Raw genomic sequence first — 20,680 nt, 5'->3', positions numbered from 1 at the left:
CGGGGTGTGCGTGCGGGTCTGGGGTGGGATCTCGTCCCGTCTCCGGCCGGCCGTCGGCAAGCCCTGGAGACAACTGGTCAAGGGTACGTGACCAGCGGGTAGAGAATCAAACCGCTCAGTCGCGACTGGGCGGACCAGCGGGTCGGGCCGCCGCGCGGCGACGGTGTCGACCTGCCGGGCGGGCGACGACGACCGCTGCAGGCTCGTCCTCACCCGAGTCGGAGTCGTCCTCGTCGGAGTCGTCTTCGTCGGAGTCGTCCTCGTCCGAGTCGTCGTCGAGGTCGTCGATGTCGTCGTCCTCTTCGTCATCGTCGTCGTCGAGGTCGATCTCGTCGGTGTCGTCCTCGTCGGTGTCGTCCTCGTTGGTGTCGTCGTCTTCGTCGGTGTCATCCTCGTCGAAGTCGTCATCGAGTTCGTCGTCGTTGCCGTCGCGCGTCACCGCCACCGTGGCCTCGGTGTCGATCTCGGCGACCTCTTCGGGCGCCACGGCGGTGTCGTCGTCCTCGTCGTCCTCGTGCTTGCCGTTGGCGGCGGCCATCGCCTTGAACATCGGGTGTTCACCCGGGGAGTGCGCCGGCACCTTGGCGACCTGGACCTCCTGCTCGGCACGACCGCCGCGCTTGCCGCGCTTGCTTCGGCGTCCGCCGCCGGACTCGGCCTTGCGGCTGCCGTTGGTGGCGGCCGAGTCCACGGGATCGCCGTGCAGCACGATGCCACGGCCGGCGCAGTGACTGCAGGTGGTCGAGAACGCCTCGATCAGGCCGGTACCGAGCTTCTTGCGGGTGAGCTGGACCAGACCCAGAGATGTCACCTCCGACACCTGGTGGCGGGTGCGGTCACGGGCCAGGGCCTCGGTGAGCCGGCGCAGCACCAGATCGCGGTTGGACTCCAGCACCATGTCGATGAAGTCGATGACCACGATGCCGCCGATGTCGCGCAGCCGCAGCTGGCGCACGATCTCCTCGGCGGCTTCGAGGTTGTTGCGGGTCACGGTCTGCTCGAGATTGCCGCCCGATCCGGTGAACTTGCCGGTATTGACGTCCACCACGGTCATGGCCTCGGTGCGGTCGATGACCAGGGTGCCGCCCGACGGCAGCCACACCTTCCGGTCCATCGCCTTGGCCAGTTGTTCGTCGATGCGGTGCACGGCGAACACATCGGGGGCGTCGGGAGACGCCGGCTCGTACTTCGTCATCCGCGGGAGCAACTCCGGAGCGACCGCGTTGACGTAGTCGGTGATGGTCTTCCACGCCTCGTCGCCGGCGACGGTCAGCCCGGTGAAGTCTTCGTTGAACAGGTCACGGATCACCTTGACCAGCACGTCGGGCTCTTCGTAGAGCGCGACCGCCGCACCGGCCTTCTTCCCGGTGATCTCGGCGGCCTTGGCCTCGATCTCGGTCCAGCGCTTCTGCAGCCGCTCCACGTCGGAGCGGATGTCCTCTTCCTTCACGCCCTCCGATGCGGTCCGGATGATCACACCCGCGTCGGACGGGACCACCTCGCGCAGGATCTCCTTGAGGCGCTGCCGCTCGGTGTCGGGCAACTTGCGGCTGATCCCGGTCGAGGACGCACCCGGGACGTAGACCAGGTAGCGGCCGGCCAGCGACACCTGGGTGGTCAGTCGCGCACCCTTGTGTCCGACCGGATCCTTGCTGACCTGGACGACGACGTAGTCGCCGGGTTTGAGAGCCTGTTCGATCTTGCGCTGCGCACCGCCCAGACCGGCGGCTTCCCAGTTGACCTCACCGGCGTAGAGCACACCGTTGCGGCCGCGGCCGATGTCGACGAACGCCGCCTCCATCGACGGCAGCACGTTCTGCACGATGCCCAGGTAGATGTTGCCGACGAGAGATGCCGACGCGGCTGATGTCACGAAGTGCTCGACCACGACGCCGTCTTCGAGCACCGCGATCTGGGTGTAGCGAGCACCCTCGTGCGGCGGTTCGGTGCGGACCTTGTCGCGGACCACCATCATCCGTTCGACGGCCTCGCGGCGGGCCAGGAACTCCGCTTCGCTCAGGATCGGCGGCCGGCGCCGGCCGGCGTCGCGACCGTCCCGGCGGCGCTGACGCTTGGCCTCCAGTCGGGTGGAGCCGCTGATGCCCTGGATCTCCGAATCCGACGACGTCTTGTCGTTGCGGTTCGACGCCTTCCGCGGCTCACGCTCGTGGACAACGGTGTTGGGCGGGTCGTCGGGCGAGCCGTTGGTGTCGCTGTCGTCGTCGGAGCCGGACTTGCGACGGCGACGGCGGCGACGGCGACGGCTGGAGCCGTCCCCGCTGGGCCCGTCGTCCTCGCTGCTGTCGTCGTCGGAGTCTTCGCCGCTGTCGGCCTTCTCGGCATCGGCGTCGGTGTCGGATTCGGTGTCGCCGGCTGACTCGTCGCCGTTCTGCTCGCCGCGACCGCGTCCGCGCCCGCGCCGACCCCGCCTGCGGCGTTTGGCGGCGGGGCGGTCGGTCTGGTCGTCGTCACCGTCGGTGTCCGATTCGGACTCGTCGGTGTCGTCGTCGGACTCGTCGTCGTCGCTGTCGTCGAAGTGGTCGTCAAAGCGCACGGGTTGGGGCGCGACGAACAGCGGCAGATAGTCGGCGGGTTCGGCGGCCGGGGCGGGCGGGGTTTCCAGGATCAGCCTCGACTCGGGCTCCTCCTCGGTGACCGCGGTGAACTGGGCGACCTCCGTCACCTCGACGACCTCGCTGAGCCGAGCGACCTCGGCGACAGGCGCGGCGGCCTCCGGCTGTGAGGCTTCGGGCTCGACGGCTTCCGGCTGGGCGGCTTCGGGCTCGACGGCTTCCGCCTGGGCGGCCTCTGCCGCCGGCTCGGCCTGCGCAACCTCGGGTTCGGGGGCGGCCAGCACCTCGCGGACGCGGTCGGCCTCCTCACGGCCGACCGTGGAATGTGCGCTGCGTGCCCGGCCGTCGAGTTCGATCAGCGCGTCGATGATCCGCTTGCTGGTGGTACCGAGCACGCGGGCCAGCGAGTGGACCCTCAGGCGTTCCGGCGTCGGGGCGCCCTTGGTGTCCCCGGACGCATCTGCGGCGAGCCGGGGCTCGTCCGCGGGGTCGTGGGTCGGTGCCTGAAAAATCTCATTGTCGGCCACGTATTCTCCTCAAGCCCCCGGGCGCGTCATGCTCTGACGCGGCCACGCGAGGGCTTTTGATGTTGTACCCGGGCTACCTACTCCCGGACGTCCTCTGGTCTTGCTCCGAGTGATCCCGAAGGAACGATCCCGGTGCCGGTCTGAATGATGGCTGGACGGTCCGCGCCGCACCGCGGTTCACGGTGGTCGCGCTGTCTAAGTCTTCATTCGGATGATCAACCCGGGTTGTAAGGCCGATCACCCGCGACCAGTATCCCACATGTCAGAGAGTGGCCCGCGTAGGCGGGGTTAGCTCGGGCGAGGCGGTCGCTACCGGCCGGGGAACCAGAGCTCGATCTCGCGGGCCGCCGACTCCGGCGAATCCGATCCGTGAACAAGGTTGTACTGCGTCTCCAGGCCCAGGTCACCGCGGATGGTGCCGGGGGTGGCCTTCTCGACGGGATCGGTGCCGCCGGCCAATTGCCGGAACGCCGCGATGGCCCGCGGACCCTCCAGGACGGCCGCGACCACGGGCCCGGATGTGATGAACTCCAGCAGCGACCCGAAGAACGGCTTGCCCTCGTGTTCGGCGTAGTGCGCGCGGGCGAGGTCGTCGCTGACGTTCTTCAGTTCCAGCGCCGCGATGCTCAGGCCTTTGGCTTCGACCCGGCTGATGACCTCTCCGATGAGGCGGCGCTGCACGCCGTCGGGCTTGATCAGGACGAGAGTTCGCTCAGTCACGACGCACAGACTAGTCGTCGGCCGGCCGCTGCCCCGGAAGCAGGCCTCGCTTCTGCCGACGGAGCACCTCCGCACGCAGGTAGGCGATCAGCAGCCACACCACGCCGAACAACAGCCCGACGAAACCCACCGCCGGGTAGATGAACCATCCGGCGACCAGGATCAGTTGCACGCCGAGGTTGGCCCAGATGGCCCACGGCCGGCCCTGCACGCCCGCCATGAGCACCAGCAGCACGGCGAACCCGACGACGTAGGCGGTCGATAGCGGCGTGAGCCCGGGCCCGACGGCGCCGACCACCGGCAGCGCCAGCAGCACGACGATGGCCTCGAGGATCAGGGTGCCGGCCATCACCCCCCGGAAGCTCTTCCACGGATCCGGAGGCTGCGCGGTCATGCGGGGTCCTTTCCGAACAGTGTTCGAGCGGCGCCCGCGGTGACGACAGAACCGGTGATCACGATGCCCGCACCGCTCATCCCCGCGGCGTCGCCGTCGCCGCCGGACTCCTCGACCAGCGCGGTGGCGGTCTCGATCGCGTCGGGCAGCGTCGAGGCGGTGATCACCCGCTCTGGACCGAAGACCTCCTCAGCCTTGACCGCCAGCGCCGCCACCTCCAGCGCCCGCGGTGATCCGTTGTGAGTCACCACGATCTGATCCAGTACGGGTTCCAGAGCGGCCAGGATTCCGTCGACGTCCTTGTCCCCCATCACCGAGACGACGCCGACGAGGAAGCGGAAATCGAACTCGTCGCGCAGCGCCTCGGCCAGCGCGAAGGCGCCGGCCGGGTTGTGTGCGGCATCGATGAAAACGGTTGGCGCACTGCGCATCCGCTCCAGCCGCCCCGGCGAGGTCACGGCGGCGAATCCGGCCCGCACCGCGTCGACGTCGAGTTGGCGCTGCGCGCCGGCACCGAAGAACGCCTCCACCGCGGCCAGCGCGAGCACGGCGTTGTGCGCCTGATGCTCCCCGTGCAGCGGCAGGAAGATGTCGGAGTACACCCCGCCCAGGCCCTGCAGCTGAAGAAGCTGGCCGCCGATGGCGACCTGCCGGCCGAGCACGGCGAACTCCGAATCCTCCCTTGCCACAGCGGCATCGGAGCGTACCGCTTGCGCCAGCAACACCTCCATCGCCTCGGGCAGCTGGCGTGCCAGCACGGCCACGGTGTCGGTCGGCACCAGGTCGTCGGCCTGGCGGGTGATGATCCCGGCCTTCTCGCCGGCGATCTCGGCGATCGTGTCACCGAGGTAGTCCGCGTGGTCGATGCCGATCGGGGTGACCACGGCCACCGGCGCGTTGACCACGTTGGTGGCGTCCCAGCGGCCGCCCAGGCCCACCTCGACGACGGCGACGTCGATGGGTGCGTCGGCGAACGCGCTGAACGCCATCGCGGTGACGACTTCGAACTTGCTCAATCTCGGTCCGCCTGCGGCTTCGGATTGCCGGTCGACCAGCTCGACGAACGGCTCGATCTCCCGGTAGGTGTCGACGTAGGTCGCCGGGCTGATCGGCTTGCCGTCGATCGAGATGCGTTCGACCGCCGACTGCAGGTGCGGGCTGGTGGTGCGGCCGGTGCGCCGGTGCAGCGCGGTCAGCAGCGCGTCGACCATCCGGGCGACCGAGGTCTTGCCGTTGGTGCCCGCGATGTGGATCGACGGGAACCCGAGCTGAGGTGACCCGAGCATCTCCATCAGCGCCGCGATCCGCGCGGTGCTCGGCTCGATCTTGGTCTCGGGCCAGCGTTGGTCGAGCAGGTGCTCCACCTGCAGCAGTGCGGCGACCTCGTCGGGGGTGGGCTCGTGTGATGCCATGGGCGATCTGCTTCGCTACTGGCTCGCCGACAGCGCGGCCAGCCGCGCGGTGAGGCGCTCCACTTCCTCGTTGGCCACCTGCTGCCGGTTCCGGATCTTGTCGACCACCTCCGCGGGAGCTTTGGCCAGGAACGCGTCGTTGCCGAGCTTGGCGGTCGTGCCCTTGCGCTCCTTCTCGGCGGCCGCGAGGTCCTTCTCCAGCCTGCGGCGTTCGGCCTCGACATCCACCGTGCCCGAGGTGTCGACCTCGACCACCACGGTGCCGCCCGACAGCCGCACCTCGACCGCCGCCGACGTGGTGAACCCGTCCTCCGCATCGGTCAGCCAGGCCAGGGTTCGCACCGCGGGGACATGGTCATCCAGACCCGCCGCGCCGATGTCGGACAGTCTGGCCGGCACCCGCTGCCGGTCGGCGAGACCCTGGTCGCTGCGGAATCGCCGCACCTCGGTGATCAGTTTCTGGGTGTCGGAGATCCGTTGCGTGGCGCCATGATCGACGGCGTGACCGCTCGGGGCCGGCCAGTCGGCGATGACCAGGGACTCTCCGCCGGTCAGCGTCTTCCACAGGACCTCGGTGACGAAAGGCATCACCGGATGCAACAGCTTGAGCAGCACGTCGAGCACGAACGCCAGCACCGCAGTCGTGTGGGAAACACCTTCGCCCAGTTGCACTTTCGCGAGCTCGACATACCAGTCGCAGAACTCGTCCCAGGCGAAGTGGTAGAGCGACTCACATGCGCGACTGAACTCGTAGCCGTCCAGCGCCGAATCCACCTCGGCTCGCACCTCTTCGAGCCGGCCGAGGATCCACCGGTCGGCGTCGGTGAGTTCGGCCGCCGGCGGCAGTGGCGCCGGGCTGGCGCCGTTGAGCAAAGCGAAGCGGGTCGCGTTGAACAACTTGGTGGCGAAGTTGCGGGACGCGCGGGCGTGGTCCTCACCGATGGCGAGGTCGCCGCCCGGGCTGGCGCCGCGGGCCAGCGTGAAGCGCAGCGCGTCGGCGCCGTATTTCTCCACCCAGTCCAGCGGATCGATGCCGTTGCCGCGCGACTTGCTCATCTTGCGGCCGTGCTCGTCGCGGATCAGGCCGTGCAGGAACACGTTCTCGAACGGCACCTGCGGGTGTGCGCCCTTCGTGGCCGTGCCGGTGATGGCCGGGTCGTCACCGACGAAGGTACCGAACATCATCATCCGGGCCACCCAGAAGAACAGGATGTCGTAACCGGTGACCAGCACGGTGGTCGGATAGAACTTCGCCAGTTCGGGGGTGCGGTCCGGCCAGCCCATCGTCGAGAACGGCCACAGCGCCGAACTGAACCACGTGTCCAGCACGTCGGGGTCCTGCTCCCAGCCTTCGGGCGGCGTCTCATCCGGTCCGACGCAGACGGTCTCCCCGTTCGGTCCGTGCCAGATCGGGATGCGGTGCCCCCACCAGAGCTGACGTGAGATGCACCAGTCGTGCATGTTGTCGACCCAGGCGAACCACCGGGGTTCCAGGCTGGCCGGGTGGATCACGGTGTCGCCGTTGCGGACCGCGTCACCGGCGGCCTTGGCCAGTGACTCGACCCGCACCCACCACTGCAGGCTCAGGCGCGGCTCGATCGGTTCGCCGCTGCGCTCGGAGTGGCCCACGCTGTGCAGGTAGGGACGCTTCTCGGCGACGATGCGGCCCTGTTCGGCCAGCGCCTCGCGCACCGCCACCCGCGCCTCGAAGCGGTCCATTCCGTCGAACCGGGTGCCGGTGTCGCTGATCCGGCCCTTGGTGTCGAGGATGGTCGGCATCGGCAGCTGGTGCCGCAGCCCGATCTCGAAGTCATTGGGGTCGTGGGCGGGTGTGACTTTCACTGCGCCCGTGCCGAATTCGGGGTCGACGTGGGTGTCGGCCACGATCGCGATGTCACGTTCGAGGAACGGGTGGGGCAACGTCTTGCCCACCAGGTTTCGGTATCGCTCGTCGTCGGGGTGCACCGCGATCGCGGTGTCACCGAGCATCGTCTCCAGCCGGGTGGTGGCCACCACGATGTGCGGTTCGTCGTCGTTCATCGAGCCGTAGCGAAAGGACACCAGCTCGCCCTCGACGTCCTCGTACTTCACCTCGAGGTCGGAGATCGCGGTCTCCAGCACCGGCGACCAATTGACCAGCCGTTCGGCCTGATAGATCAGGCCGGCGTCGTAGAGCCGCTTGAAGATGGTGCGGACCGCGCGTGACAGACCCTCGTCCATCGTGAACCGATCGCGGCTCCAGTCCACCCCGTCACCGAGCCGGCGCATCTGGGCGCCGATGGTTCCGCCGGATTCGCGCTTCCATTCCCAGACCTTGTCGATGAACTGCTCGCGGCCGAGGTCTTCTTTGGTCGTCCCGTCGGAGGCGAGCTGCTTCTCGACGAGGGTCTGGGTGGCGATGCCGGCGTGATCCATGCCGGGCAGCCACAGCACCTCATAGCCCTGCATGCGCTTGCGCCGGGTGAGCGCGTCCATCAACGTGTGGTCCAGCGCGTGGCCCATGTGCAGACTTCCGGTCACATTGGGCGGCGGCAGCACGATGGAGTACGGAGGCTTGTCGCTGTCGGGGTCGGCGGTGAAGTAGCCAGCCCGGACCCAGCCGTCGTACAGGTCGGCCTCGACCGCTCCCGGATCCCAGGACTTGGGCAGGGCGTCGAGCTCGGGGGCGCGCGGGGCGTCGCCGGGGGCATTCGGCTGGGAGGTCACCGAGCCATTCTAGGAAGCGCGTGCCGATCACTTCTTTCCGCCCGACGGCGACAGAGCCGCGTCACCTCTTCCCGCCGAGCAGGCCGCCCAGAATGTCGCCGAGCGGACCGCCTTTGTCGCCGCCGAGCACGCTGCCGAGGATGCTGCCCAGCGGGTTGTCCTCACCTGCGGAGCGCTGACCGCCACCGCCCAGAATCCCGCCCAGGATGTCGCCGAGGCCGCCACCGCCCTGGCCCTGGGGTTGCGCCTGGCCGCCGGTGAGTTTCCGGCCGATGTAGGCGAGCACGATCGGCGCGAGGATCGGGAGCAGTCTGTTGATCAGGTCGCTGTTCCCGGCCCCGCCGCGCGACAACGCCGAGGCGACCTGGCCGGTGTCGTTGCCGCCGAAGATCTTCGCGACCGCCTTGGAGCCGTCCGCCTCGTCGACCTGGTCGACGTCGACACCGCCGTCGAGCAGACCGGCGTGGTTGTCGGCCGCGGAGGCGATGTTCGCCGCGATGCCGGGGTCTTGCGCGTTGTGCTGTAGTCCGCCGACCAGCACGGGCAGCAGCGTCTTGATGGCGCCGCTGACCTCGGCCTCGTCGGCGCCCAGTCGGGCAGCGATCTGCCGGGTCGGAATCTCCCCGTAGAGCTCGTCGAGGTCGGCCATGCAAGCGACAGTAGACCCGGGATCGACGCCGGGGACCGGATCGATCAGTTCAACCGCGACACGTCCAGGCTGACCCCGGCGGCCGGGAACCGGGCCAGCAGCGCGTCACCGATGGCCGCGGCCGGGGTCAGGATGCCGTGCAGGTCGGGCAGCTTGTCGCGATCCAGCGCGAGCGCCAGTCCGCTTTCGCCGAGCAGCACCGAGGTCGCCTTGTAGCCGGGGTCACCCTGCTGGGACATCCGGGCGACGTAGCGGGCGCCGGTCGAGGTCGTGGTGTAGGTCTCGACGGTGTAATGCCCGCGTTCCCGGGTCTGCTCGCTCGGCCCGGTGCCGGGTTTGGGCAGGACGCGCTCCAGCGCCCGGCGCGGCACTCGGTTGAGGAAGCGGCTGCCGAGTTCCATCGTCGCGACATTTCCGGCCGTGGCCATGGCGGCCAGCAGCGGCGCGGCCACCGAGTGCCCGGTGCTCATCTGCTCGGCGTACTCGAACCGCCTGCCGTACGAGTAGTCCAGCAGCGCGTTGCTGCGCCGCACGATGCGGGTGTTGGGCAGCGCCATGGCGAACGCGCCGACCCAGTAGCCGTCGAGTTCAGGGGCGATCTCCCGGCCGCGGCGCCACCGCGCGTCCGGCTGAGCGCCGAGTTCGGGTTCGGCGCCCCGGTCAGGGGTCAATGTGTAGGGGTCGTTGAGCAGGCGGCGGGCTTCGGGGTCCAGCGACGCCTCGCGGGCGAGCTCGGCCATCGACGCCACCGTGCCGCCGGACACCCCGCCGGCAAAGGTGCGTACGACGTAGTTGGTGTCCCCGAGCGCGCCGGCGCCGTCGCGTCCGGCCTGCCGGTGCAGCGCGAACACGGTCAGATCCGACGGGATCGAGTCGAAGCCGCACGCGTGCACGATCCGCGCGCCGGTGTCGGCGGCCTGTTTGTGGTGCAGGTCGATGCACCGGCGCACGAACAGGGTCTCACCGGTGAGGTCGGCGTAGTCGGTGCCCGCCGCCGCGCACGCCGCGACCAGCGGCAGGCCGTACCGCAGGTACGGGCCCACGGTGGTGACCACCACCCGGGTGCTGGCCGCGAGTTCGTTCAGTTTCGACGGCGAAGACGCGTCGGCGACGATCAGCGGCCAGTCCTGGGCCGCTTCGCCCAGCGAGTCCCGGACCGCCAGCAGGCGATCTGCCGAACGGCCGGCCAGCGCGATGCGGGCACCGGTACCGGCGGTGGCGAGGTACTGCGCGGTCAGCTTCCCGACGAAGCCGGTGGCCCCGTAGACCACGATGTCGTGCTGACGGTCGTGTGCGGCGTCTGCGCTCATGCCCGCTGACGCTACCCGAGCGTTTCCGGCAGCTCGGTGTCCTGTCCGAGCACGTGGCGGGCCAGGAACGCCAGCACCACCTGGTACCAGATTTTCGCGTGCGGCGGGCTCAGCACCCAATGGTTCTCCGACGGGAAGTACAGGAACCGGTGCACCGTGCTGCCGTCGTCGGCGGCGGGCCTCGCCGACCTGCTCAGCAGCTCATACCAGAGCCGCAGCGCCTCCCCGATCGGCACCCGGTAATCCTTGTCCCCGTGGATGACCAGCATGGGGGTGGCGATCTCGGAGACGAAGAGGTGCGGTGAGTTGGCCCTGGTCATCTCCGGCGTCATCTCCCTGGCCCACCAGTAGGCGCCGTCGGTGGTCGCACCGAACTGGTCGAGGGCCCACAGACTGGCGTGGGTGACGATCGCCGAGAACCGGTCGGTGTGCCCGGCGATCCAGTTGGCCATGTACCCGCCGAACGAGCCGCCCATCGCCGCGGAGCGGGTGGCGTCCATCCTCGGGTGCGCGCACGCCGCGTCGGTCGCGGCCATCAGGTCCGTATACGGCGCGAATCCCCATGCCCCCCAGCCCCGTTGGATGAAGTGCTGGCCATACCCGGTGGACAGGGCCGGGTCCGGGAGCAGCACGGCATAGCCCTGGGCCGCCATCAGCCACGGGTTCCAGCGCCAGTGCCAGGCGTTCCAGCTTGCCAGTGGTCCGCCGTGAATCCACAGCAGCAGCGGGGCGGGCTCGTCACCATCGGGAAGGACCAGCCAGGACCGCACGGTCTGGCCGTCCTCGGCCGTGGCGGCCACCTCCGTCAGCGCGCCGGGCAGTTCCGGAAACGGAACGCAGTCGAGAACGGTGACCGACCCGTCGGCATCGATGCGGACCGGGTGCGGCGGCGTCGTATAGGAACTGCGCAGCGCGAACAGCACACCGCCGGGCGCGGTCCGCACGTCGGTATAGGTGAAGTCGTCGGCCACCAAGCTGCGCACCGCTCCGGTGGCAGGGTCGACGGCGAAGACGGGGCCACGACCGTTGTCGCCGGCGGTGACGATCACCGCCGAGCCGTCCGCCGACCAGGTGACCGACGTCGGCCAGCGGTCCCAGTCGGCGGTGAGCTCGACCGGTTCTTCGCCGAACCGCAACACACACAACGTAATTCGTGGAGCCTGTCGAGGTGTGGAGATCGTCTCCCGCGTGTAGGCCACCGATCGGCCATCCGGCGAAATGGCCGGGTTTCCGAGGTCGGCACGCCGATCGTCGACCACCGTGGTCCGTTGCGCTGTCGCGATGTCGACCCGGACCAGCACGGTGCGCAGCGCCGCTCCCGGCGCCGGGTCCTGCCACGTCGTCACGAGGAACGTGCCGTCGCGGCTGAGGTCGACGTGCGCGTCACGCAGCGCGCGGTCCGGCGCGGGCGTCAGGTCGCGTGCCGCGCCGCCGGTGAGGTCGAAGACGTGGGTCTGTTCGGGGCCGAGGTCGTGGTCCCAGTACCGCACCGGATAGCCGGTGTGCAGCACCGCCGAGATTTTGTTGTCCTTGCGCAGGTTCCGCAGCCGCTGGTCGGTGTCGGTGTCGGCGGCGGAGGCGAGCATGGTGGAGGTGACCACCATGGTGGCCGCTGCGTCCGCCGCCCGCACACTGTCGATGCCGCCGGGCAGTGTCGCCACTTCATGTGCCTCGCCGCCGACGGCGGGCAGCCGCCACAGTGCCTTGCCGGCAGGCTTGTCGTCGCCCTCGCCGGGCCGGGTCGCCAGGAACAGCAGGTCACCGTCGGCGGTGAACTCCGGCGCGGACTCCCCCTTGGCGCCGTAGGTCAGGCGCCGCGCCGGCCGCCCGCCGGTCGGGTCGAGTTCCCACAGCGCAGTGACGAATTCGGTGCGCTTGTCGTCGAGTTCGGCCACCGTCGTCACGACGCGGGAACCGTCCGGCGAGACCGCCAGAGCGGCCACCCGCGGCAGCGCCAGGAATCGGTCGAGGTCGTGAAAGACAGTGGACGGGGTCGCAGCGGGGAGATTCGGAGCAGAAGGCATACGGATTTCGTAACATACTGCCGTACAGGACTTCACGTGGAATTAACACACCTTGACCGGTGGGACACATTCCCACGGTTAGCGTCAAGCGTCGTACACCATCAGTACCTCGAGAACACTACGAATAAACCGTGTTCCGGGAAACCACCCCAACAGACCCGGCGGAGGTCCCATTGACACCCGAAGTCGAGGACGCCTTGGCGTCCATGGCCGCAGTCAACAACGAGTTCTTCTATTGGATGTCGATCGCGTTGATGATGCTCATCCACGCCGGCTTCCTCGCCTACGAGGTCGGCGCCTCGCGGTCGAAGAACGTGCTCGCCACGGCGATGAAGAACCTTCTGGCGCTGGCGACGATCGTCGCGTCGTTCTTCTTCGTCGGCTGGTTCCTCTACAACGCGATGCCCAGCGGCTTCATCGAGTTCAACGACGCGGCCAAGGCCGCGCTGCCGTGGGGCGACAACATGGGCCCGAACGTCGCGGACCCGGCCAGCGGCATCTTCTGGGGGGCGTTCGCGCTGTTCGCCGCCACCACCGGTTCGATCATGTCCGGCGCTGTGCTGGAACGCATCCGGACCAGTGGGTTCCTGGTTCTGACCGTGCTCGTGGGGTCGGTGACCTGGATCATCGGGGCGGCGTGGGGCTGGCACGGCGCCGGTTGGATGCTGACCAAACTGGGCTTTCACGACGTCGGCGCCGCCGGTTGCGTGCACATGATCGCCGGCTTCGCGACCCTGGGCATCCTGATCAACCTCGGCCCGCGCATCGGACGGTTCCTGCCGGACGGCAAGGCCATGACGATTCGCCCGCACAACCTGCCGCTGACCATGCTGGGCCTGATGTTGATCTTCACCGGCTTCTTCGGCTTCCTGATGGGCTGTGTCATCTACGCCGGCGACGGGTTCAGCACGATCTATGCCAGCCCGACCACGTTGAGCGCGTTCGCCTTCAACACGCTGATGGGTCTGGCCGGCGGCATCATCGGGGCCTACATGACCTCGCGCGGTGAACCGTTCTGGACGATCTCGGGTGGGCTGGCCGGCATCATCGGGGTCGCGTCCGGCATGGACCTCTATCACCCCGCGTTGGCGTTCGTGCTCGCGCTGGGCGCCGGTGCGTTGATCCCTTACATCGGAAAGCTGTTGGAGAAGTTCAAGATCGACGACGTGGTCGGCGCCGTGGCGGTGCACGGCGGGGTCGGACTGTATTCGGTGCTGATGGCCGGTGTGTTCCTGGCGGGCTACCCGAACACCGACGGCAACCCGTCGATCTCGCTGTGGGGCCAGGCGGTCGGTGCGGTGGTGTTCGCGGCGCTCGGCTTCATCCCCACCTACCTCGTCTCGCTGGGGCTGAAGAAGGTTGGCCTGCTGCGGATTCCGAAGGAGGTCGAGGAACAGGGTCTGGACCTCAGCGAGGTGCCCGCGACGCCGTACCCGGAGGGCATCCCGGTGACGGTCATGCCCGTCAACGGCGGCAAGGCCCTCATCGGTGCAGTGGAGGTGAAGTAGATGTTCAGCCCGATCGACAGCTATGAGGACGCCGGGGTGGTGTTCACGTTCGGCGGCTACTCCGTGGGAGTCTGGCTGTGCTTCCTGCTGGCGGTGATGTTGTTCGTCGGGTTCTTCGTTCGGATGATCCAGCACGAGAACAAGGCGTACAACGCGATCATCGAACATCAACCGGTGGAGCCGGGACCGGCGGCCGAAGGAGAACCGACCCCCTACTGAGCGCCGCAATGCGCGTGCGGTCACCGGCCGCTCGCGAGCACAGACAGAATCGCCCGAATCCGTTGTGGATTCGGGCGATTCTGCGTCCGCAGGGCGCACGGGGTGCCGCCGTCGGCCGACCTTCAGCCGGCGTTGCGCAGCCACTGCACCGCACGGTCGCGGTAGGCGATGATGCCCTTGTATTCGGCCATGTCCGCGGGCAGGTCGGCCAGCACCGCCGCGGTGGCCTGCCGCCACGGGTCGAATGCGACCAGGTCGGCCAGCGGGAGCAGATAGGTACGGATCAGGAAACAGACCGATCCCGACTCCGGCAGGCGGATCAGATGCTGCACCTCGACGCGCAGGTGCACCAGACGTCCGAACTGCTCGTCAGGGACGGTCTGGATCGTGGTCCGGTCCGGGCCCCACTCGTGGTAGCGCTCGGTCGAAACGTCGAGGCGGCGACCGACGGTCAACGTCCAGTTGGTGCGCCGATAGGTCTCCCCGGGCTGCAACCGCATCAGGAACTCCCGGGCGCGGGTGATCACGCCCGTTGCACGCAACCGCGGTACAGGTCCGTGGATCTCCAGGAACGTCATGCCCACGTCGAACCCGAACGACCAGTCGGCGGCGAAGGTCACCACGCCGGCATCGCCGAACAGATCCCCGTCGCGCTGGTCGAGCAGCACGATGTCCTCCTGGACCTGCGCGGCGATGTAGGCCAGCGGCTCGGCGGGCAGGGTCGCGTCGTCACCGACGACGAAATCCTGCACCAGGCCCAGCCGGTCGTTGCGCCAGCCCCACCCGGCGCCGTGCCGTTGCACGGACATGACATCCGGGTACGCCGCCGCCATCTCACGCATCAATGTCAGCATCGCATCCCAGCACGCCGGCCGCATGTGCGCCAGCACCGCGTACCTGCTCGGATCGGCAGCCAGAATCGTTGCGCGCTCAGCCAGTTCGCGCTCGTATTCGCTGTCGATGTCGACCACCCGCTCCCCCCACCCTCCGGCCGGGGTCGGCACCACCGCACCTGCCGGCTCCACATTGGTGCTGTACCGATACTGGTCGGTGGCGAACGGGAACGGGAACGTCGCGATAAGGTCGGGCGCCGAGATCACAGCGCCAACTCCAGGCTCTGGCCCCGGGCCCGGGACACACAGGCCATCATCGAATCCCCCGCATTCTTCTCGTCGTCGGTCAGGTACAGGTCGCGGTGCTCGATGACCCCGCCCGACACCGGAATTCGACACTCTCCGCACACGCCCCGGCGGCAGAGGTTGGGCACTTCGATCCCGCGTCCTTCGAGCGCGTCGAGCAACGAAACACCGGCATCGACGGTGAACTCCTCCGCGTCGGAGGACAGCCGCACCGCGAACGGTTCGCCCGGATCGAGTGCGTCGATTCCGAAGTGCTCGACGTGGATACGGCTGGCCGGCCACCCTAGTTCGACCGCGGAGGCCGTGACGACGTCGATGAAACCGGCCGGGCCACACACGTAAAGGTGCGTTCCGAGCGGCTGATCGGCCAGGCTCGCGGTCAACTCGGCGACGAGATCGGCACGGCGGGTGTGGATCGACACGTGCTCGGTGAGCTCGCGGACGAGATCGGCGTAGACGCCCCGGCCGCGACGGTGGATGTAGAGCAGTCGCGCATCGCGACCCCACAATCGAGCGCTGCGCAGATGCGAGACCATAGGCGTGATGCCGATCCCCGCCGCTACCAACAGATGTCGGCGGGCCCGCAGGATCGGGGGGAACGCGCTGCGTGGCGGACGGGCTAGCACCGTGTCACCCGGGGTGAGCTCGTCATGGATCCAGCGTGAACCGCTCGGAGCACCGTCGCGACCTGCCCGCAACACCGAGATCACATAGGCCGCAGGTGCGGTGGCCTCGCCGGTCAGCGAGTAGGCGTTGACCGGCGACCCCGGTCCTGCGCACTCCACGACGAGGTGACTGCCGGGAGTGAACGACGGCAGCGCACCCCCGTCGGGGTCGACCAGTGTCAGGGTCCGGATACCGTCGAAGGTGTCGTCGACCGCGGCGACGGCGAGCCTGCGCATGTTCACGACGCCACCTGCTGCTCGGCGTCGGCCATGTACCCCAGGTGGGCACCCTGCAGCCTCGAAACATGGTAGTGCACAACTATATTGCGCGCACACCCGGCGCACACCAGGACGTCCTCCAGAGCCACGGAGGCGGTGGTGACCGTCCGGCAGTGCACGCAACGCACCGCGCGCCGGGCTACCTCGGTCGAGCCGACGGTCATCTCGTCGTCGGCGACACCGGCCGCGAGGGCCTCGGCCCGCACCTTGAGACAGGCACTCGCCGGACCGGCGATCATCAGGCGCCACCCCACCCGGGCGTCGGCGAGATCCCGGCGCAGCGCCGTACACGCCGACTCGCCGTCGTCACCGTCAGGCGTCGGATGCAGACGGACCTCGGATTGGGCTGACACAGCGGCGATCTCAGCGCTCCAGCGCTGAGCGACCTGCATCCCGGCGGCGCCGATCGCGATGATCGTCCAGCACCGACCGGAGAGGTCGGCGGCCGGTTGGGTCGGCCGCACCGCCCATTCGGGCACACTGGTCAGCTCGAGCGCAGGTCTCATGACACCCTCCGGTATACCGACGGTTGACGGGGTTGCCGTTCAGGAAACCAGCGGTGCGTTTCGGCCGTGTGACCGCGCTGTCTCGTCCACTTGACGCATATCGCTAGGGTCGGTGCATGTCGGGGCACACCATCGTGATCGGCGCCGGAATCGCCGGTCTCGCGGCGGCCGTCGCGCTGCGGCACTGCGGGCACGACGTGACGGTGCTGGAACAACGCACCGACGTGAGTTCGGGCGCGGGCATCAGCATCTGGCCGAACGCGCTGGCCGCACTGGACCGCATCGGCCTCGGGGAGGACGTCAGGCGCGCCGGCGGACGCGTGACCGCCGGCGCGATCCGCTGGCGCGACGGCTCGTGGCTGCGCCGCCCCTCGGCGCAGCGGATCGTCACCGCGCTCGGTGAGCCCCTGGTCGTCGTGCGACGGTCGGCGCTGACCGACATTCTTGTGAACAGCTTGCCCCCGGGGACCGTGCGGACCGGGACGGCGGTGACGGGGGTGTCGATCGCCGAGTCCTCGGTGCAGCTCACCTTGTCAGACGGCGGCGTCCGCGACGCCGACGCGGTGGTTGGCGCCGACGGGGTGAACTCGACGCTGGCGCGCACGCTCAACGGCCCGCTGCGCAGCCGATACGTCGGGTACACCGCATGGCGAGGCGTCGCGGCATACCGGCTGGATCCGGCGCTGGCCGGCGAGACCATGGCGGCGGGCACCGAGGTCGGACATGTCCCGCTCGGCCCCGACCACACTTACTGGTTCGCCACCGAACGCGCCCCCGAGGGCAGCAGAGCCCCGGGCGGCGAACATGCCTACCTGAGCGCGAAGCTGTCCGGATGGGCTGATCCGATCCCGGCGCTGCTGGCGGCGACGGATCCGGCCGACCTTCTGCGCAACGACCTCTACGACCGCGCCCAACCCGACCACTGGTCTCGCGGCCCGACCGTGATCATCGGCGACGCCGCCCATCCGATGCGACCGCACCTGGGACAGGGCGGCTGTCAGGGCCTGGAGGACGCGGCGATCCTGGCGAGGTTCGTCGAGTTGTGCCCCGACCTGCCGACCGCGTTCGCGAAATTCGCGGTGTTTCGCAAGAAGCGGGTGCGCCCGCTGGTGCGTGAATCCGCCGCGATCGGCCGCATCGTCAATCTGCGGCCGGCGGCGCTCAGCGGCCTCGCCAGCCGGGCGAGCACGCTGATCCCGGAGTGGGCGGTGACGCGCCACCTGGCCTCGATCGCAGCCGGTGCCGCCTTTGTCCTGCCCACTGTCCGCGACGCGGCCGGCTGACCGCCGGGTCGTGCTCGGCGCGGCTCTCCGGTCAGCGCGCCGAGCGCGGCGTGAACAGCGCGGTGCACATCTTGCGGAGGTCCAGCACGCCGCCGAAGACCGAGGTGGGCATCGTGGCGCAGCCGTTGGCCCTGCCCGTGGTGGTCGAAGGGACCGTGGCCGGTGCCGCCGGAGCCGGGTTGCCCCAGACCTGGGCGGCCATGCCCTTGGCGCCGCACTTCGGCCAGGCCTTCAGGCCCTGGGTGCGCAGCACGTTCTCGGCGACGCGGATCTGCTCGTGCCGGGAAGCGCTGGCCGGGTTGCCCACGCCGCCGTTGGCCGACCAGGTGGCCTGCTTGAACTGCAGTCCGCCGAAGTGTCCGTTGCCGGTGTTGATGGCCCAGTTTCCGCCCGACTCGCACTTCGCGATCGCATCCCAGTTGACGGAGTCGGCGTGGGCGGTGGCGGTGGTGCCGTCCAGTGCCATCGGCACGACGGCCAGGGCTCCGGAGATCGCGGCGGCCATCAGGCCCTTGTTGACTGCGGTACGAACGTTCATCTCTGCGGTCCTTCCCCGACCGTTTGTGACTCAAGGCCCGCAGTGAAGTGGTGGAGCTTTCACGACGCGGTTACCTGCACTGTCGAGTGATGCGCATCACCTGTTAGCGAAGAGACGAAAGTTTTAACAGTTACTTATCTGACGTAAGAGGCGTCTGAGAAGGACGGCGCCAGAGGGGCAGAAGAAACGAGAAGCGGTGCCGACGGGGTCGGCACCGCTTCTTGGTCGCGTTCGTCGGCGGTCAGCCGCGCCCGCCGCAGGTCGGCCACGCACCGATGCCCTGGCTCTGCAGGACGTTGTTGGCGACGCGGATCTGCTCCTCGCGGCTGGCCTGGTGCGGGGCACCCGAGCCGCCGTTGGACTGCCACGTGCTCATGGTGAACTGCAGGCCGCCGTAGTAACCGTTTCCGGTGTTGATCGACCAGTTGCCGCCGGACTCGCAGGCAGCCACAGCGTCCCAGTTGACGCCGTCCGCATTCGCGGTGCCGGCCGCCAAGCCAGTGACGGCAGCCATCGGCGCGATGGCGAGCGCCCCGGCAAAAGCGGCCAGCCCAAACGTCTTGCGGATGTTCTTCAAGATTTGTCCTTTCGCCGAGCGCGCGCCAAGGACGCCCATGGACACGCGGTGTCACACGGGCGTGATGCCTGCACAGCAGGCGGTGATTTGGGTTGCGCCGTCTCGGTCAGGCACAACAGGGGAGGTCACCTGGAGACCTCGCCGGATCGGAAAACCCGACGGCCCGGACGACCGACTCGGCCGCCCCGGCCCCACTCACACGCTGGTTCGTGGTTTTGAGTTATTTGCTCCGTAAGAAGCTGTTTGGGACCGTACAAAGCGATCCGGCCAAAGTCATATCGCCGGAGAACGTGTCGCACGCAGATCACGGAATGATCACGACGGGGAGCGTTCGCCGTCCGTGCAGGTCAGATGGATGTTTGACGCAGGGGTCAGGACAGACCGCCAGTCCGGCGAAAGTGAGTCAAATCACCGGCTTTTTGTGAGCTGGACCACTTGCGTCGCGGACCGCAGACCGCTCAGAGTCGCCGCATCGCACGCAAGAAGCCTTGATCGGCTTGTCGATGCGCCCGTCGCGGGCGAGTCGGTTCGCTGGCCCGGGGCGATCACCGCTTCCTTGCCATCATCGAATTCCCTTTTCCTGCAACTGATTTCGATGGTCGTCAGTGAACCACCGCAACCCGGCGCGCAACCCGTCCCAGACGAATCCTCTTCCAAATCAGCCGTTTTCGCCGCGAAACGACAGCGGTCGACGGACGGCCGGAGCACCGCCCGGTCGCCAAATCGGGGCGCCGGGAACGAATACGGGAACCGTCTCCAATTTCGGCGAACCAGTTCAATCGCGCTTGTCAGGGTGAAAAGCGCTCGAATTGACCGCTTTTCAGCCCCGCAGATACTGAAACTTGTTGGAGCGCAACATGACAAAGGGGCCGACGGCCGGCCATGCCGTCACACCCGACCATCCTGACAGCTGTCAAACATTACGACAGTAAATACGAGGAATTGGCCGATTTCGGGCAAGGAATTAGCGATAGTCATTGTCAAAGGAATCAATGGGAATTTGCTGGGACAATCGCGGCGGTACGACTGCTGCCAGCTCGTCTGCTGTGTTGACGTTGGCCAGGGACGGCTGGGGCGGCAGGACGATCCGCTGCGTGTCGACCGCATCCACCAGCGACCGCATGCTGCGCTCCCCAGCCGCGAGCAGCTCCGAGACCACGGTGTGCAGGGCCGTGCGGTAGATACCCGCGAGGTAGTGGTCGCGCCCGTCCCACGGGAGCACCACGTCCGCATCCAACCGGCCCGCGGGGGCGGCGAGGACATCGATCACCTCGGAGGTCAGCGCCGGCATGTCGACCGCACACAGGAACGCGTGCGCGCGGCCTGCTTCGGCGGCGGCACGCAGACCCCGGCCGGTCGCCAGCAGCGGCCCCACACCGCGGATCTCGTCGCGCAGCACGACGGCATCCAGGTCGGGCAGCGCCTGACCGGGTGCGGCGACCACGAAGACCGGATCGCAGCGTTCACGCACCACGGCGACCACGCGCTCGATAAGGGTGACGGGCCCCGAGGGTCCGTCGACGGTCAACGTGGCCTTGTCCCGACCCATCCGCCGGGAGGCTCCCCCGGCGAGTACGACAGCAGCCAACGGCAGCGGTGACGTCACACCGGTGACGTTAGCGCAGCTACCTAGGCTGGGTCAGCCAGTCGG

Annotated in this window: 16 protein-coding genes and 1 pseudogene; 3 read left to right on the top strand and 14 right to left on the bottom strand. The window is 68.5% G+C overall.

The genetic code is table 11. The features are described 5' to 3' along the window. Positions 1–115: 115 nt before the first annotated feature. The 8 genes from rne to ACXMYJ_RS17580 all read right to left on the bottom strand — a co-directional run bounded on the left by rne (position 116) and on the right by ACXMYJ_RS17580 (position 12,315). The gene (gene rne / locus ACXMYJ_RS17615) at positions 116–3,100 is read right to left on the bottom strand and encodes a ribonuclease E (RefSeq protein ID WP_443188900.1); all 2,985 of its coding nucleotides are present in this window, start codon (positions 3,098–3,100) and stop codon (positions 116–118) included. Positions 3,101–3,409: 309 nt separating this feature from the next. After that, entirely contained in the window at positions 3,410–3,820 is a 411-nt protein-coding gene (gene ndk, locus ACXMYJ_RS17610; RefSeq protein WP_260754224.1) for a nucleoside-diphosphate kinase, read from the bottom strand. A 10-nt stretch (positions 3,821–3,830) separates the two neighbouring features. Further along, the gene (locus ACXMYJ_RS17605; RefSeq protein ID WP_260754226.1) at positions 3,831–4,214 is read right to left on the bottom strand and encodes a DUF4233 domain-containing protein; all 384 of its coding nucleotides are present in this window, start codon (positions 4,212–4,214) and stop codon (positions 3,831–3,833) included. Then, positions 4,211–5,626, bottom strand: a complete 1,416-nt coding sequence (gene folC / locus ACXMYJ_RS17600; protein WP_260754228.1) for a bifunctional tetrahydrofolate synthase/dihydrofolate synthase — start codon at positions 5,624–5,626, stop codon at positions 4,211–4,213. Before folC ends, ACXMYJ_RS17605 begins: the two co-directional genes overlap by 4 nt. Positions 5,627–5,641: 15 nt before the next feature. Beyond that, the gene (locus ACXMYJ_RS17595; protein WP_460358029.1) at positions 5,642–8,332 is read right to left on the bottom strand and encodes a valine--tRNA ligase; all 2,691 of its coding nucleotides are present in this window, start codon (positions 8,330–8,332) and stop codon (positions 5,642–5,644) included. 61 nt (positions 8,333–8,393) lie between these two features. After that, a complete protein-coding gene (locus tag ACXMYJ_RS17590; protein WP_460358027.1) occupies positions 8,394–8,981 on the bottom strand; it encodes a DUF937 domain-containing protein in 588 nt (195 codons plus the stop codon). A 44-nt stretch (positions 8,982–9,025) separates the two neighbouring features. After that, the gene (locus ACXMYJ_RS17585; protein ID WP_460358024.1) at positions 9,026–10,291 is read right to left on the bottom strand and encodes a saccharopine dehydrogenase family protein; all 1,266 of its coding nucleotides are present in this window, start codon (positions 10,289–10,291) and stop codon (positions 9,026–9,028) included. Positions 10,292–10,302: 11 nt separating this feature from the next. After that, a complete protein-coding gene (locus ACXMYJ_RS17580; protein WP_460358020.1) occupies positions 10,303–12,315 on the bottom strand; it encodes a prolyl oligopeptidase family serine peptidase in 2,013 nt (670 codons plus the stop codon). A gap of 173 nt (positions 12,316–12,488) precedes the next feature. Between ACXMYJ_RS17580 and ACXMYJ_RS17575 the strand changes: the two genes are divergently transcribed. Together ACXMYJ_RS17575 and ACXMYJ_RS17570 are read left to right on the top strand one after the other, a co-directional pair. Beyond that, positions 12,489–13,823, top strand: a complete 1,335-nt coding sequence (locus ACXMYJ_RS17575; RefSeq protein WP_460358017.1) for an ammonium transporter — start codon at positions 12,489–12,491, stop codon at positions 13,821–13,823. Further along, on the top strand, positions 13,824–14,042 hold the full coding sequence (locus ACXMYJ_RS17570; protein WP_260754241.1) for a hypothetical protein: 219 nt from the start codon (positions 13,824–13,826) through the stop codon (positions 14,040–14,042). Between the two features lie 122 nt (positions 14,043–14,164). Here the strand turns inward: ACXMYJ_RS17570 and ACXMYJ_RS17565 are convergent, their stop codons facing one another. From ACXMYJ_RS17565 to ACXMYJ_RS17555, 3 genes are read right to left on the bottom strand one after another with little or no spacing between them, the layout of a single operon-like run. Next, positions 14,165–15,142: a heme-dependent oxidative N-demethylase family protein gene (locus ACXMYJ_RS17565; RefSeq protein WP_460358014.1), complete on the bottom strand. Its 978-nt coding sequence runs from the start codon at positions 15,140–15,142 to the stop codon at positions 14,165–14,167. After that, a complete protein-coding gene (locus ACXMYJ_RS17560) occupies positions 15,139–16,083 on the bottom strand; it encodes a PDR/VanB family oxidoreductase (protein WP_396885540.1) in 945 nt (314 codons plus the stop codon). The genes ACXMYJ_RS17565 and ACXMYJ_RS17560 overlap by 4 nt, the downstream gene beginning before the upstream one ends. Before the next feature lie 2 nt (positions 16,084–16,085). Then, positions 16,086–16,631 (bottom strand): dimethylamine monooxygenase subunit DmmA family protein, encoded by a 546-nt coding sequence (locus ACXMYJ_RS17555; RefSeq protein WP_260754246.1) that lies wholly within the window; start codon positions 16,629–16,631, stop codon positions 16,086–16,088. A gap of 116 nt (positions 16,632–16,747) precedes the next feature. Here ACXMYJ_RS17555 and ACXMYJ_RS17550 point away from each other — a divergent pair, with 116 nt between their 5' ends. Then, positions 16,748–17,914, top strand: a complete 1,167-nt coding sequence (locus ACXMYJ_RS17550) for an FAD-dependent oxidoreductase (protein WP_260754248.1) — start codon at positions 16,748–16,750, stop codon at positions 17,912–17,914. Positions 17,915–17,945: 31 nt separating this feature from the next. Here ACXMYJ_RS17550 and ACXMYJ_RS17545 read toward each other — a convergent pair whose 3' ends face one another. From ACXMYJ_RS17545 to mobA, 3 genes and pseudogenes are all read right to left on the bottom strand, one after another. Continuing rightward, positions 17,946–18,452 carry a transglycosylase family protein gene (locus ACXMYJ_RS17545; RefSeq protein ID WP_460358010.1) on the bottom strand — a complete coding sequence of 169 codons (507 nt, stop codon included), beginning with the start codon at positions 18,450–18,452 and terminating at the stop codon, positions 17,946–17,948. Between the two features lie 241 nt (positions 18,453–18,693). Then, positions 18,694–18,927: pseudogene (locus ACXMYJ_RS17540) on the bottom strand (transglycosylase family protein); the annotation flags it as partial. A gap of 1,066 nt (positions 18,928–19,993) precedes the next feature. Further along, the gene (gene mobA, locus ACXMYJ_RS17535; protein WP_443188904.1) at positions 19,994–20,635 is read right to left on the bottom strand and encodes a molybdenum cofactor guanylyltransferase; all 642 of its coding nucleotides are present in this window, start codon (positions 20,633–20,635) and stop codon (positions 19,994–19,996) included. Positions 20,636–20,680 lie beyond the last annotated feature (45 nt).

The sequence above is a fragment of the Mycobacterium sp. ZZG genome (assembly GCF_054786995.1).
This window is presented reverse-complemented; position numbering and strand designations above follow the sequence as displayed.

Bases quoted from the DNA above. Each gene is read 5' to 3' on its own strand.
- ACXMYJ_RS17550 (WP_260754248.1), top strand. From the start codon at position 16,748: ATGTCGGGGCACACCATCGTGATCGGCGCCGGAATCGCCGGTCTCGCG.
- ACXMYJ_RS17585 (WP_460358024.1), bottom strand. From the start codon at position 10,291: ATGAGCGCAGACGCCGCACACGACCGTCAGCACGACATCGTGGTCTAC.
- folC (WP_260754228.1), bottom strand. From the start codon at position 5,626: ATGGCATCACACGAGCCCACCCCCGACGAGGTCGCCGCACTGCTGCAG.
- ACXMYJ_RS17580 (WP_460358020.1), bottom strand. From the start codon at position 12,315: ATGCCTTCTGCTCCGAATCTCCCCGCTGCGACCCCGTCCACTGTCTTT.
- ACXMYJ_RS17590 (WP_460358027.1), bottom strand. From the start codon at position 8,981: ATGGCCGACCTCGACGAGCTCTACGGGGAGATTCCGACCCGGCAGATC.
- ACXMYJ_RS17570 (WP_260754241.1), top strand. From the start codon at position 13,824: ATGTTCAGCCCGATCGACAGCTATGAGGACGCCGGGGTGGTGTTCACG.
- ACXMYJ_RS17555 (WP_260754246.1), bottom strand. From the start codon at position 16,631: ATGAGACCTGCGCTCGAGCTGACCAGTGTGCCCGAATGGGCGGTGCGG.
- ACXMYJ_RS17545 (WP_460358010.1), bottom strand. From the start codon at position 18,452: ATGAACGTTCGTACCGCAGTCAACAAGGGCCTGATGGCCGCCGCGATC.
- ACXMYJ_RS17605 (WP_260754226.1), bottom strand. From the start codon at position 4,214: ATGACCGCGCAGCCTCCGGATCCGTGGAAGAGCTTCCGGGGGGTGATG.
- ACXMYJ_RS17560 (WP_396885540.1), bottom strand. From the start codon at position 16,083: ATGCGCAGGCTCGCCGTCGCCGCGGTCGACGACACCTTCGACGGTATC.